Origin of the sequence: Mesorhizobium tianshanense, from assembly GCF_007830515.1 — a bacterium.
GTDB classification, from domain to species: Bacteria; Pseudomonadota; Alphaproteobacteria; order Rhizobiales; family Rhizobiaceae; genus Mesorhizobium; species Mesorhizobium tianshanense.
Window position 1 is genome coordinate 68,746 of sequence record NZ_VLKT01000021.1, and the last position, 12,754, is coordinate 81,499.

The 12,754-nt window shown below is 64.6% G+C and carries 13 protein-coding genes; 12 read left to right on the forward strand and 1 reads right to left on the reverse strand.

Going from position 1 to position 12,754, the window contains the following annotated elements:
- Window positions 1-255: 255 nt before the first annotated feature.
- The 12 genes from IQ26_RS17730 (at window position 256) to IQ26_RS17785 (ending at window position 11,193) form a co-directional block, all read left to right on the forward strand.
- Window positions 256-996 carry an ATP-binding cassette domain-containing protein gene (locus IQ26_RS17730; protein ID WP_145719553.1) on the forward strand — a complete coding sequence of 247 codons (741 nt, stop codon included), beginning with the start codon at window positions 256-258 and terminating at the stop codon, window positions 994-996.
- A 39-nt stretch (window positions 997-1,035) separates the two neighbouring features.
- Entirely contained in the window at window positions 1,036-2,034 is a 999-nt protein-coding gene (locus tag IQ26_RS17735; protein ID WP_145719555.1) for an ABC transporter permease, read from the forward strand.
- Between the two features lie 107 nt (window positions 2,035-2,141).
- The gene (locus IQ26_RS17740) at window positions 2,142-2,909 is read left to right on the forward strand and encodes an SDR family oxidoreductase (RefSeq protein ID WP_145719557.1); all 768 of its coding nucleotides are present in this window, start codon (window positions 2,142-2,144) and stop codon (window positions 2,907-2,909) included.
- Between the two features lie 173 nt (window positions 2,910-3,082).
- On the forward strand, window positions 3,083-3,910 hold the full coding sequence (locus IQ26_RS17745; RefSeq protein ID WP_145719559.1) for an AraC family transcriptional regulator: 828 nt from the start codon (window positions 3,083-3,085) through the stop codon (window positions 3,908-3,910).
- Between the two features lie 147 nt (window positions 3,911-4,057).
- Entirely contained in the window at window positions 4,058-4,501 is a 444-nt protein-coding gene (locus IQ26_RS17750) for an SRPBCC family protein (protein WP_145719561.1), read from the forward strand.
- Window positions 4,502-4,517: 16 nt separating this feature from the next.
- Window positions 4,518-5,312: an FAD binding domain-containing protein gene (locus IQ26_RS17755; protein ID WP_145719563.1), complete on the forward strand. Its 795-nt coding sequence runs from the start codon at window positions 4,518-4,520 to the stop codon at window positions 5,310-5,312.
- Window positions 5,313-5,369: 57 nt separating this feature from the next.
- Window positions 5,370-5,852, forward strand: a complete 483-nt coding sequence (locus IQ26_RS17760; protein ID WP_145719565.1) for a (2Fe-2S)-binding protein — start codon at window positions 5,370-5,372, stop codon at window positions 5,850-5,852.
- Between the two features lie 14 nt (window positions 5,853-5,866).
- Complete coding sequence (locus IQ26_RS41090) at window positions 5,867-7,234, forward strand: xanthine dehydrogenase family protein molybdopterin-binding subunit (RefSeq protein ID WP_145719568.1); 1,368 nt, start codon at window positions 5,867-5,869, stop codon at window positions 7,232-7,234.
- Window position 7,235: 1 nt separating this feature from the next.
- The gene (locus IQ26_RS41095) at window positions 7,236-8,240 is read left to right on the forward strand and encodes a xanthine dehydrogenase family protein molybdopterin-binding subunit (RefSeq protein ID WP_145719571.1); all 1,005 of its coding nucleotides are present in this window, start codon (window positions 7,236-7,238) and stop codon (window positions 8,238-8,240) included.
- A 9-nt stretch (window positions 8,241-8,249) separates the two neighbouring features.
- Window positions 8,250-9,176, forward strand: coding sequence for an AAA family ATPase (locus tag IQ26_RS17775; protein WP_145719573.1), 927 nt, complete (start codon window positions 8,250-8,252; stop codon window positions 9,174-9,176).
- A gap of 53 nt (window positions 9,177-9,229) precedes the next feature.
- The gene (locus IQ26_RS17780) at window positions 9,230-10,306 is read left to right on the forward strand and encodes a vWA domain-containing protein (RefSeq protein WP_208760180.1); all 1,077 of its coding nucleotides are present in this window, start codon (window positions 9,230-9,232) and stop codon (window positions 10,304-10,306) included.
- A complete protein-coding gene (locus IQ26_RS17785) occupies window positions 10,306-11,193 on the forward strand; it encodes an amidohydrolase family protein (protein ID WP_162458001.1) in 888 nt (295 codons plus the stop codon). The genes IQ26_RS17780 and IQ26_RS17785 overlap by 1 nt, the downstream gene beginning before the upstream one ends.
- A 67-nt stretch (window positions 11,194-11,260) precedes the next feature.
- Here the strand turns inward: IQ26_RS17785 and IQ26_RS17790 are convergent, their stop codons facing one another.
- Complete coding sequence (locus IQ26_RS17790) at window positions 11,261-12,697, reverse strand: DHA2 family efflux MFS transporter permease subunit (protein ID WP_145719580.1); 1,437 nt, start codon at window positions 12,695-12,697, stop codon at window positions 11,261-11,263.
- Between the last annotated feature and the right edge of the window lie 57 nt (window positions 12,698-12,754).

The following is a 12,754-nucleotide window of genomic DNA, read 5'->3' on the forward strand; positions in this document are numbered from 1 at the left end:
GATAAACCTCCGCCGATTCCGCCCGGTGAGCCGAAACAGGAGATCGGCATAATCTCCTCCGACGCTTAGGTAATATCGGCTTGCGACTAACGTCAATGCTATTTGTCCTACAAAACGGATTTTTCGAAAGAAGCCGCTGTTGACGCCAAGGAGGCATATGCGTAAATGGGCGAAATCGCTGTTTCCAGGAGGAGTGGGGAGGAGCGAGGCTGCGGCAGAACCGCAGGCCGGAAAGCACGGGGAGGAAGCAGTCTGGTGGCGGTTCTCGAACTCACCAACATCTCGAAACACTTCGGCGCCATCCAGGCGGTCAACGACGTGTCGCTGTCGATCGAGGCCGGACAGGTGGTCGGCCTGATGGGCGACAACGGCGCCGGCAAGTCGACGCTGGTCAAGATGATCGCCGGCAATTTCCCCCCGAGCCATGGCACGATGCAGATGGACGGCAAGGATCTGGTCCTGCACAAGCCGGTGGAGGCGCGCCAGCACGGCATCGAGATCGTCCATCAGGACCTGGCGCTGTGCAACAATCTGACGGCCGCAGCGAACGTCTATCTCGGCCGCGAGTTGCGCCGCGGCGTCGGGCCGTTCCGCATCCTCGACTACGCCGCGATGTACAAGCGCGCCGGCCAGATCTTCGCCGAGTTGAAATCCGAGACCCGCCCACGCGACCTGGTCAAGCAGATGTCGGGCGGCCAGCGGCAAGCGGTGGCGATCGCCCGCACCATGCTTTCACAGGCCAAGATCGTGCTGATGGACGAGCCAACGGCGGCGATCTCGGTCCGGCAGGTCGCCGAAGTGCTGAACCTGATCCGCCATTTGCGCGACCAGGGCATCGCGGTCGTTCTGATCAGCCACCGCATGCCCGACGTCTTTGACGTTGCCGACCGCGTCATCGTCATGCGGCGCGGCCGCAAGGTTGCCGACAAGACGATCGCGTCGAGTTCGCCCGAGGAAGTCACCGGGCTGATCACCGGCGCTATCGAACAGGTTTGATGTCAGCGGTTTCACCACGCAAGCAGATAAAGGTCGACGATGGCAGTAACTCTTGACCAGACGATCGCACAGAAACAGCACACTTTGCTGTCCAGGGTGTTTGCCAGCCAGACCTTCTGGGTGGTGATCGCGGTCATCCTCGCCTGCCTGTTCCTGTCCGTGGCCACGGATTCCTTCGCCACGACCAAGAACCTCTACAATATCACCCGCAACGTCACCTTCGTCGCCATCGTCGCGCTCGGCATGACCTTCGTCATAATCACCGGCGGCATCGACCTGTCGGTCGGCTCGGTGCTTTGCCTATGTTCGATGGTGCTGGCCGTGACCATGCATGCCGGCTACGGCATCGAGGTTGGCATTGCCGCTTCGATCGCGACAGCGCTGATCATTGGCGGCTTCAACGGTATCCTGATCGCCTATCTCGGCTTTCCGCCCTTCGTGGTGACGCTCGGCATGCTGTCGATAGCGCGCAGCCTCGCCATGGTCGCCTCCAACAACACCGTCGTCTTCCAGTTCGGACCGGACCACGACAAACTTCTGGCGCTGGGCGGCGGCGCCTGGGTGTTCGGCATCGCCAATCCGGTGCTCTATACGATCCTGCTGGCGCTGATCACCGGCTTCACGCTGCGCTGGACGAAGTTCGGCCGGCACATCTTCGCCATTGGCGGCAACGAGCATGCGGCGACGCTGACCGGCGTTCCGGTGCGCCAGATCAAGGTCGCGGTCTACATGATCTCGGCGCTGGCCGCGGGCATTGCCGGCATCATCCAGACCGGCTGGCTGGGCGCCGTTACCACCAATCTCGGCAACGGCATGGAGCTACAGGTGATCGCCGCCACCGTCATCGGTGGCGCCAACCTGGCCGGCGGCATGGGCACGGCATTTGGCGCCGTCGTGGGCGCGGCGCTGATCGAGGTGATCCGCAACAGTCTCGGCCTGCTCGGCATCAATGCCTTCTGGCAAGGCACCTTCATCGGCAGCGCCATTCTGATGGCGGTCCTGTTCGACCGGATACGCAATTTCAGGCGCAACGATTAGGACCATGATCCCCAACCGAAGGCCCGCGTCAGCGAAAAGCGGAAGCCGGTTTTTGCTGCGCTGACCTCCGGTTTGGATAGGGTCATGGTCAAACGAAAGAGAGCCTGGTGACGAAATCGCTATTCAGCCTCGACGGGCGGCTGGTGCTGATTACCGGTTCCGGCCAAGGCATCGGCTTTGCCCTGGCGCGGGGCCTAGCCGAGCATGGCGCGAGCGTGGTGCTGAACGGCCGCGACCCGGGCAAAGTCGGTGGCGCTGTGGCAAGGCTGCGCGAAGCCGGCTTTGAGGCGCATGCATCGATCTTCGACGTGACCGACTTTCATGCGGTCGACCGCGACGTTGCCCGGATCGAGGCCGAGATCGGCGCAATCGACGTGCTCGTCAACAATGCCGGCGTGCAGTTCCGCGCCCCGCTCGAGGATTTTCCCGAGGAGCAGTGGGAACGGCTGTTCAAGACCAATGTCTCCGGCGCCTTCCACGCCGGCAAGGCCGTGGCGCGGCACATGATCCCGCGCGGCAAGGGCAAGATCATCAACATCGGCTCGGTGCAGAGCGAACTGGCGAGAACCGGCATCGCTCCCTATACCGCGACCAAGGGCGCGATCAGGAACCTGACCAGGGGCATGTGCGCCGACTGGGCGAAGCACGGCCTGCAGATCAATGCCATCGCGCCCGGTTATTTCCGCACCGAGATGAACCAGGCGCTGGTCGACAATGCGGAATTCTCCGCCTGGCTGGAGAAGCGCACGCCGGCCGGGCGCTGGGGCAATGTCGACGAACTGATTGGCGCTGCCGTCTTCCTGGCCTCGGACGCGTCGTCCTTCGTCAATGGCCATACGCTCTATGTCGACGGCGGCCTGACCGCTTCGGTCTAGCCATACCGGCCTGGAAACACTCACCTTCTTCCTATCGCTCAGTCTGAAAATCAGCCGGCGCGGCCCATGGCGGGCACCAGGCGTGCGCATGCGCCTTGACGCAGGCCCGAACTGAGCCGCACTATCCCGATTGCAGGCGAAGGGAGGCCAGTCGTCCGCGGGAGGATATACCCATGACGGAAGCGATCAGGCTCTACTGGGGCCGGTTCGGACATGTTTCTGTCCTGAACGTCGCCAGCGACTTCGTCACCCATGCCCATGTCGAGGCGCATATCATCATCTGGCTGGAAGGCACGGCCGGCGAGATGACCATCGGCCGCGAAACGGTGCGGCTTGGACCCGGCACCGCCGCCGGCATCAATTCCTTCCAGCCGCATAGCCACGCTTTGTCCCACGACGGCCGGCCCGGCCTGTTCCTCGCCTTCTACATCGATCCGGACTGGGCGCGCCAGCGCCGCGACCTGCCCTCTTCCGCGCCGCTGTTTTCAGTGCCGGCGATCACGTTGGAGCCCTGGCTGCACCAGGCGGCGGCCAACCTTCTCGACCATCTCAGCGACAATGAGAGCATCGACGACATCGCCAATTACGAGATCGAGCGCTTCATCGACAGCGTGCTCGACGCCGCCGACGCCTCGGCGCCGCAAGTGGCACGCGCCCGCGTCCACACCATGCAGGACTTCCGCGTCCGCAAGGCGATCCAGCTGATGAAGGCCAATGTCTGCGAACGCATCTGCTTCGACGATGTGGCGCGCAGCGTCGGCCTGTCGCGGCCGCATTTCTTCGCCCTGTTCAAGGAGCAGACCAACCTGACGCCCAACGTCTACTGGAACACGCTGCGCATGGAGGAAGCGGTGCGGCAGTTGCAATGGTCGCAAGAGCCGCTGATCTCGGTCGCCTGCAATCTCGGCTTTACCACGCAGGGCAATTTCTCGCGTTTCTTCCGCGACCATGTCGGCGTCCCGCCGACACTCTATCGCGAGGCGGCGCGGGCCATTTCCTGAGCCCACTCTCGTGCCGTTTTTCAGCCTGCCCATTTTCAGACTGCCCGTTTTTCAGACTCATTGATAGGCGTTCAAGACGCATTGATAAGCGCCGTCGGGCTTGCCGCCCTAGCCTTCTGAGGTGCTAACTCGCAAGGGAACGATCATATGGCGAAAGTCACCATCTCCAGCGTCATCGACGCACCGGTCGAAAAGGTCTGGGCGCGCATACGCGATTTCAACGGTCTGCCGAGCTGGCATCCGCGCATGGTCGAAAGCCATATCGAGGACGGAAAGGATGCCGAAACGATTGGCTGCGTGCGCAATTTCGAGCTCGCCAGCGGCGCCCGGCTCCGCGAAAAGCTGCTCGACTTCTCCGACGAGAACTTTCTCGTCAGCTACTCCATCCTGGAGACCCCGCAGCCCCTCACCAATCACAAGGCCACGCTGCAGTTGCGCCGGGTGACCGATGGCGACCGCACCTATGCCGAATGGACCGCCAGCTTCGACGCGCCTCCGGAAGAAGCCGACAAATTGGCCGAAGGCATGGGCGCCAACGTCTTCCAGGGTGGCTTCAATGCTTTGAAAAGTCATTTCGCTGGCCAAAGCTAGGCCAAGGGAGCGTTCCATGGCGCTTGCACTGCAAACTTTTTCGACGGTGAAGGACGCGAATGCGGCGCTGAAAGCCGCCGGCACCCGCTATCTCGGCGGCGGCACGCTGGTCGTGCGCGCCGTCAATGAAGGCGATGTCTCGGTCTCTGGCTTCGTCAGGTCGACCGAGCCTTCACTGTCTGCCATCGCCGTTTCCGGCGGCAAGGTCCGCATCGGTGCCTCGGTAACCATGGCCGCGATCGCCCGTCATCCGGATCTCGCACCTCTCGCCCGCGCCGCGCGCGCCGTCGGCGGCCCGGCGATCCGCAACATGGCGACCGTCGGCGGCAATCTCTTCGCCCCGGCGCCCTATGGCGATTTCACCGTCGCGCTGCTGGCGTTGGATGCCACCGTCAGCAGCGATAGCGGTGAGCTGCCGATCGAAACCTTCCTGGCAACACGCGAAAGCAATCACGCCATCGTCACCGCGGTTGGTTTCAGCTTGCCAGTGGAAGGCGGCTTTCGCTTCCTGAAAGTGTCGCGGGTCAAGCCGAAGGGCGTCTCGGTGCTGAGCGTCGCCACTGTTCTGGAACAGGCGCCGGACGGAACCGTATCTTCGGCGCGGATCGCGCTTGGCTGCATGGCCGACCGGCCGATGCGCGCGAGGGCGGCGGAGAAGGCATTGGCAGGCCGGACGCTGACCAGCGACGGCATCGCGCCGGCACTGGCCGTCGCGAGTGATGGCACCTCGCCCGCCACCGATCCGATCGCCAGCGCCTGGTATCGCACGCAAGTCCTGCCGGTCCATCTCGGCCGGCTGCTGCTCGGCTGAAATTGCTCGTTAGGGGCGTGCACTTGCCTTGGCTAGGGCAGCGCGCAAGGAGGAAACATGGCAAAGGTCCCGGTTCAGTTCACGCTCAACGGCGCGGAGAAGGCCGAATTCATCGACAGCGGCACGACGCTGCTCAACGCACTGCGCGACAAGATCGGCGACACCTCGCCGAAAGGCGGCTGCCACCAAGGCACATGCGGCGCCTGCTCGGTCATCATCGACGGTGAGCTCCGGCTCTCCTGCCTGACGCTGGCCGAGACCTGCAACGGCGCCGCCATCACCACGACATCGGGGCTCTCGGAAGGCGGTGTGCTGCATCCTTTGCAGCGCGCCTTCCTCGACGCCTTCGCCACCCAATGCGGCTTCTGCACGCCGGGCATGATCATGGCGGCCAAGGTGCTGCTCGACCACACGCCGAGTCCCAGCCGCGAGGATGTCGTCGAGGCACTGTCGGGCAATATCTGCCGCTGCACCGGCTACGAGCCGATCATCCAGGCGGTGCTGACCGCTGCGCGATCCAATTCGCAGCACGCGGCTTGAGGGGAGTCAAAAAGATGGAACTCCGCAAGAGCTACTTCGCCGACCAGCGCAAGGACGATCTGCACGAAATCGGCCAGCCGCGGCCGCGTTCGGATTCCCCCAGCCATGTCACCGGCAAGACCGCCTATTTTGCCGACCGCAATTTTCCCGGTATGCTGCATCTGAAGATGGTGCGCAGCCCGCACCATCACGCGCGCATCCGCAGCATCGACACGTCGGAGGCGGAGAAGCACCCGGGCGTCGTCAAGGTGCTGACCGCCAAGGACGTGCCCCACAATGTCTACACCATCCTAATCCTCATCCAGATCGGACCGGAGGACGAGACGGTGCTGGCCGACAGCAAGGTGCGCTGGAAGGGCGAGGCGGTGGTGGCGATGCTGGCCGAGACCGAGCGGGCCGCGCAGGAAGCGGCGGCCAAGGTCAAAGTCGACTACGAAGTGCTGCCGGCCGTCTTCGACATGGAGGAAGCGCTGAAGCCCGGCGCGCCGCTGGTCAACGAATATCACGGCCAGAACCACTATCTCTATGACAGCGGCGAATGCCGCAAGGTGCGCTTCGGCGATGTCGATGCCGGCTTCGCCGGCGCCGACCACATCCTGGAACAGACCTACCAGTCCTCACCGATCGAGCACGCGCCGACCGAGACGACCGGCTGCATCGTCGCGCCCGAAGGCAATGACCGCTTCACCTGCTATACCAACACGCAGGCGATGTTCTTCACCCTCGACAATGCCTCGATCATCCTGCAGATGCCCGGTAGCAAGCTGCATTTCGTCGGCGGCACCGTCGGCGGCGGCTTTGGCGGCAAGGTCGACGTCATCGTCGAGCCGATCGCCATACTCGGCGCCAAGCTCACCGGGCGTCCGGTCTCCTTCATCTACAGCCGCGAGGAAGAGATGCAGATCTCCTCGCCGCGCGCTGCCGAGAAGGTCGTCATCAAGGACGGCGTCATGAAGGACGGCCGCATCGTCGCCCGCAAGGTCACCGGCTACACCGATGCCGGCGCCTATTCGCGCCATTCGCCCTATGGCGCGCAGAAGGGCGCCGGCCACTATCCCGGCCCCTACACGATCCCGAATGTCTGGATCGACACCTATTGCGTCTACACCAACCGCACTCCCTCCTCCGCGATGCGCGGCTTCGGCGTCACCATAGGCGATTTCGCGCTTGAGGTGCAGATGGACAAGCTCGCTCGGCTGATCGGCATGGACCCGCTCGAATTCCGCTTCATCAACGCCTATCGCGACGGCGACATGAAGGCGCATCGCCAGCCGACCGAGGGTGCCGCGCTGATCGAGTGCATGCAGGAAGCCTCGCGCGCGGCCAACTGGCCGGTGGCGGAGAAGTACCTCTCCATGTCGTCCTACGCGAAGGGAGCTTGAGATGGCGATCAGGCGCGGACGCGGCGTCGCCGCGATCAACTATCCGACCGGCATGAATCTCGGCGGCGACCCGACCCAGGCGCTGGTGCATTCGACGCCGACCGGCAATTTCATGGTGACGCTGTCGAGCGTCGATCTCGGCCAGGGCATGAAGCAGATCATGGCGCAGATCTGCGCCGAGACGATCGGCGTGCCGACCGACCGCGTCGTCGTCGACACCGCCGACACCGACACCGGCCCGCACTGCATGGGCACCTTCGCTTCGCGCGGCACGCACCGCGCCGGCAATGCCGTCATCCAGGCGGCCAGGGAAGCCCGCCAGGTGATGCTGGAAGTGGCGGCCGAGGAACTGGAAGTCAACACGTCGGACCTCGAGACCGACGGCCAGGGCAACATCCTGGTCAAGGGCGCGCCGCAAAGATCGATCTCGATCTTCGATGTCGCGCTGTCGGCGCATTTCAAGCGCGGCCGCTCTATTTCCGGCCGCGGCATGTTCCTCATCCCGCGCTCCTATCCGGAGAAGGAGACCGGCGCGATGAAGCCATCGACCTGCTATGCCCATGCCTGCACCGTCGCCGAGGTCGAGGTCGACGACGAGACCGGCGAAGTCACCGTGCTGACGGTGAAGAACGTCTTCGAGATCGGCCGCGCGTTGAACCCGAAAATGGTCGAGCAGCAGCTTGTCGGCGGCTCATGGATGGGCATCAGCCATGCGCTCTACGAGGCGACCGAGCCTTATTATCCCAATCGCGACCATGGCGGCACCGACTTCAACCAGTATCTGATGCCGGGGCCGGGCGACCTCGCGCAAACCGAGATCATCGTGCTGGAACGGCCGTCGGCCGACGGGCCTTACGGCGCCAAGGGGCCGGGCGAAATGTGCGCCAACCCGCAAATCCCGGCGGTCGCCAATGCCGTCTTCGACGCGGTCGGCGTGCGCATCGACACGCTGCCGATCACGCCGGAGCGCATCCTGAGGGCGCTGAAGGCGCAGGCATCGAACTGAGTGCTGGAAATGCCCAAGAGAAGCGCCCGGACTACAAGCGCCCGGACTACAAGCGCCCGGACTGGAAGCGCCGAGACTGTCGCGACCTCGCCGGAGGCGGTGGCGTCCCGCCTCGCCGCCTCGCGCTATCTGGCCGATGAAAGCCTGGCGACCGCCATCTTCCTGGCGATAAGGCTGGGCAAGCCGCTGCTGCTGGAAGGCGCGCCCGGCGTCGGCAAGACGGAGGCGGCGAAGGCAATAGCCGACCTGCTCGGGCGCGACCTGGTGCGGCTGCAATGCTATGAGGGCATCGACGCAGCACACGCGCTCTACGAATGGAACTACCAGCGCCAGTTGCTCGCCATCCGCCACGCTGGCGAGCATGAGATCGACATCTATGACGACCGTTTCCTGATCGCGCGGCCGCTGCTGCAGGTGCTGAAGGCGCCGGAAAAGCGCGTGCTGCTGGTCGACGAGATCGACCGTTCGGACCATGAGTTCGAAGCGCTGCTCCTGGAATTCCTTTCCGATTTCCAGATCAGCATCCCTGAGAGAGGCACCATTCGCGCGACGGCACAGCCGATCGTCATCCTCACCTCGAACCGCACCCGTGAACTGGCGGAAGCGCTGCGGCGGCGCTGCGTCTATCACTGGATCACCTATCCCGACGCCGAGCGCGAGGCCGCCATCATCATGCTGCGTGCCGGCGATGTGGCGCAAGCCACTGCGCGCGCCGTGGCCTCTGCCGTGCGCGACATCCGCGCCCGCCCGCTGGCCAAGCCGCCCGGCATCGCCGAAGCGGTCGAATGGGCCAATGCCGCGACAATCCTCGAAAAGGGTGGCAGTCCGTGGCCGGAAGCCTTTCGCCGCGCCATCGGCGTGCTGATCAAGGACGAGGAGGACCTGTCCTACATCGCGCCCGAGCTTGGCCGGATCGTCGAGGAGGCATTGGCGTGAGCGCCACAGCCTTGCCCCAAGCGGCCGCGCCCTTGCTCGGTTTCGGTCGGCTGCTGCGCCACTTCGGTTTTCCTGTCGCGCCCGAACAGGTGTCGGGCTTCATGCAGGCGGTGACGCTGCTTGGTCCCCGCTCGATGAATGACATCCATGAGGCAGCCCTAGCCACGCTGGCGCCGCCGCCCGACCGCCGCGACGAATTCGAAGCGCATTTCCAGAGCCATTTCTACGGCAGCACCGCTGCCGTGGTCGAAGGCGACAGCGACGAGGAGACCCGCATCAAGGACGACGGCGGCGCCAGCGACGAAGCGAGCGAGGTGGTGCGCCAGGAGGAAGGCGGCGAGCTGGCGTCCAGCGCCGAACGGTTGAGCGCCCGCGACTTCCAGCGCGACGGCGACGGATTGACCGCCTTCCGCCGCAAACTCTCGGCTGCCCTGCCCGCCCGCCGCTCCTTCCGCACCGTGCGCACGCACGCGCGCGGCAAACTCGATCTGCGCCGTTCGCTGCGCGAAATCGTCAGCGCCGACGGCGATATCCCCTCGCCGCTGCTGCGCCGCAGGCAGATCGTTCCGCGCAAGCTGCTGATGCTGATCGACGTGTCGGGCTCGATGAAGCTGCACACGTCAGGCTATCTCAAACTGGCGCATGCGGCGGTGCAAGGCGCGGACCGGGCGGAGATCTTCACCTTCGGCACGCGGCTGACCCGCATCACCTCGGCGCTGCGCATCCGCGATCGCGACCAGGCGCTGGCCCGCGTGGCGGCACTGGTCGACGACTGGGACGGCGGCACACGTATGGGGCCGACGCTGCTCGCCTTCCTGTCGGTGCCGCGCTTTTCCGCGTTCGCGCGCGGGGCGATGGTCGTCATCCTTTCGGACGCGCTGGAGCGCGGCGATCATGCCGAGCTGGAAATGGCGATGCGCCGGCTGAGCGCCCGCGCCTTCCGGCTTACGCTGGCGACGCCGCTGGCCGGCGATCCGCGCTTCCAGCCGGCGACGTCAGCGCTGCGCGCCATCCTGCCGGTGCTCGACGATCTCGTCGACGGCTCGTCCATCGCCGGTCTCACCGAATTCATCCTGTCGCTCGCCCGCCCCGCCCCGGCGGCCGCGGCAATCTGGAAAAGGGTTTCATGATGCAGAAGGCGATCGACGCGCATTTCCACATCTGGCGCCAACAGGACCAGCCCTGGCTGGTCGGCCCGATGGTGCCGCGCATCTTCGGTCCTTACGAACCGATCCGCCGCGACTATCCGATCGAGGAATTCCTCGCCGACCAGAAAGGCTCGGGCGTCGAAAAGGCGGTCTACGTCCAGACCAACTGGGCCAAGGAGGATTTCGAGAACGAGGTCGCCTTCCTGCAGAAGACGGCAGAGGAGACCGGCTGGCCGCACGCCATCGTCAGCTATGCCGACATGACGGTGGACGATGTGCGCCCCCAGATCGACCGGTTGAAAAAGTATCCGCTGCTGCGCGGCGTGCGCATGCAACTGCACTGGCACGAAACGCCGGCCTTCCGCTTCGCCGCTTCGGCAGGCCAGGTCATCGATCCGAAGGTAAGGGCCAATGTGGCGCGGCTGAAGGACTACGGCCTGTCCTTCGACCTGCAGCTTTTCCCGGCCCAGATGCAGGACGGGCTGGCGCTTATCAGCGAGAACCCCAAGACCAATTTCATCCTCACCCATGCCGGTATGCTCACCGACATGTCGGAGGAAACCACTGAAGCCTGGAAGGCCGGGCTGCGCACCCTGTCGGCGGCGCCCAACCTCTATGCCAAGCTCTCCGGCCTCGGCACCTTCGTCCATCGCAACGATCCGGCGCTGATCGCCTATATCGTCGACAACGCGATCGACATCCTCGGCAGCGACCACCTGATGTTCGGTTCGAACTTCCCGATCGAGAAACTGTGGACCAGCCACGCCGAACTGATCAAGGCGCATCGCGACGCGGTGGCCAACCATGGCGCGGCCGCCGAGGCGGATATCTTCTGGAACACGGCGGAGCGGGTTTACAGGCCGGTGTGAGAGTACGCGCCTTCCCTACTCCAGCCTCCGCCGACACAGGGCGGACAACTACCGTAGAATTTCGATGTCAATTCCGCGGCAAATGACCCGAAACCTCGGCGCCCGCGGCCGGCGGCAGCGCCAGGAAACGGAACGAGGCCGCGAGCCCGATCACACCGATCGCCAGGAAAGCGATGCGAAAGTCGACGAGGTCGAGCGCCGGGACGCCCCTCGCGATCTGCGACAGGTTGAGCAGCGCCGCCGCGACCGCCACGCCGAACAGCATCGCCACCTGCTGCAGCATGCTGGACAAGGTCGACGCCGAACTGCGCTGCGATGAGGCGACGTCGGCGAAGGCCAGCGTGTTGAGGGCGGTGAACTGCATCGAACGCGTCAATCCGGCGATCAGCATCAGTGCCACCACCAGCGCTTGCGGGGTCTGCGGCGAGATCGCCGCGCAAGCCATGATCGACAAAGAGGCGATCACGCCGTTGACGACCAGCACCGAGCGGAACCCGAAACGCCTCAGCGTCGGTGTCGTCACCGTCTTCATGCCGAGATTGCCGAGGAAATAAGCGAGGATCAGCATGCCGGCATCGACGGGTCTCAGGCCGAAGCCGACCTGGAACAGCAGCGGCAGCAGGAACGGCGTTGCGTTGATGGCGACCCGGAAAATGGTGCCCGCCGACAACGTCGAGATGGCGAAAGTCTGCACCTTGAACGCTGTGAGGTCGAGCAGCGGATTTTTTGCACGCACCAGATGCCGCACTGCCAGCCAGCCGACCAGACTACCCGTGCTGATCAGCGCCACGGTCGGCAAGGCGCCGTCTTCGGTATGGGCGATGCGCTCGAGGCCGTAGAGCATCGAGGCGAGTCCCATCGACGTCCACAGGAAGCCCGGCCAGTCGAACGGCCTGGTTTCGGAATCGCGGTCGCCGGGAATGTAGCGGGCGACCAGCGCGAGGCCGGCCACGCCGAGCGGAATGTTGATGAAGAAATTCCAGTGCCAGGAGAGATAGGTGGTGATGAAGCCGCCCAGCACCGGTCCGATCACCGGCGCGAACAGCGCCGGCCAGGTGATCAGCGCGGTGGCGTTGAGGAGTTCCGATTTCGGCGCGTTGCGCAGCACCAGGATGCGGCCGACCGGCGTCATCAGCGCACTGCCCAGACCTTGTGCGGCACGCGCGGCGACGAACTGGGTCAGGTTCTGCGAGATGCCGCAGGCGATCGAGGCCAGCGTGAACAGCGTGATCGCCACGAGGAAGATGTTGCGCGCGCCAAAGCGGTCGGCGAGCCAGCCCGACAGCGGCACGAATACCGCCATGGTCAGCATATAGACGGTGATGCCGATGCTCATCGCCACCGCCGGCACGCCGAAGGAGTCTCCCATCTGCGGCAGCGATGTCGAGATGATCGTCGAATCCAGAAGCTGCATGAAGAAGGCGACGGCGACGATCAGCGCCACGCGCCGCGCTTGCCGCGCCGCCGTTTCGGCCAAGACTTTGTTTTCGGCAATGGCGGTCATGCGCAGAACTGTACGAAAGTTTTTCCCGCGCCACTGGGAACCAAGCAATTGTCCGGC

Bases quoted from the DNA above. Each gene is read 5' to 3' on its own strand.
- IQ26_RS17775 (WP_145719573.1), top strand. From the start codon at position 8,250: ATGCCCAAGAGAAGCGCCCGGACTACAAGCGCCCGGACTACAAGCGCC.
- IQ26_RS41095 (WP_145719571.1), top strand. From the start codon at position 7,236: ATGGCGATCAGGCGCGGACGCGGCGTCGCCGCGATCAACTATCCGACC.
- IQ26_RS17755 (WP_145719563.1), top strand. From the start codon at position 4,518: ATGGCGCTTGCACTGCAAACTTTTTCGACGGTGAAGGACGCGAATGCG.
- IQ26_RS17745 (WP_145719559.1), top strand. From the start codon at position 3,083: ATGACGGAAGCGATCAGGCTCTACTGGGGCCGGTTCGGACATGTTTCT.
- IQ26_RS17790 (WP_145719580.1), bottom strand. From the start codon at position 12,697: ATGACCGCCATTGCCGAAAACAAAGTCTTGGCCGAAACGGCGGCGCGG.
- IQ26_RS17785 (WP_162458001.1), top strand. From the start codon at position 10,306: ATGCAGAAGGCGATCGACGCGCATTTCCACATCTGGCGCCAACAGGAC.
- IQ26_RS17760 (WP_145719565.1), top strand. From the start codon at position 5,370: ATGGCAAAGGTCCCGGTTCAGTTCACGCTCAACGGCGCGGAGAAGGCC.
- IQ26_RS17735 (WP_145719555.1), top strand. From the start codon at position 1,036: ATGGCAGTAACTCTTGACCAGACGATCGCACAGAAACAGCACACTTTG.
- IQ26_RS17750 (WP_145719561.1), top strand. From the start codon at position 4,058: ATGGCGAAAGTCACCATCTCCAGCGTCATCGACGCACCGGTCGAAAAG.
- IQ26_RS41090 (WP_145719568.1), top strand. From the start codon at position 5,867: ATGGAACTCCGCAAGAGCTACTTCGCCGACCAGCGCAAGGACGATCTG.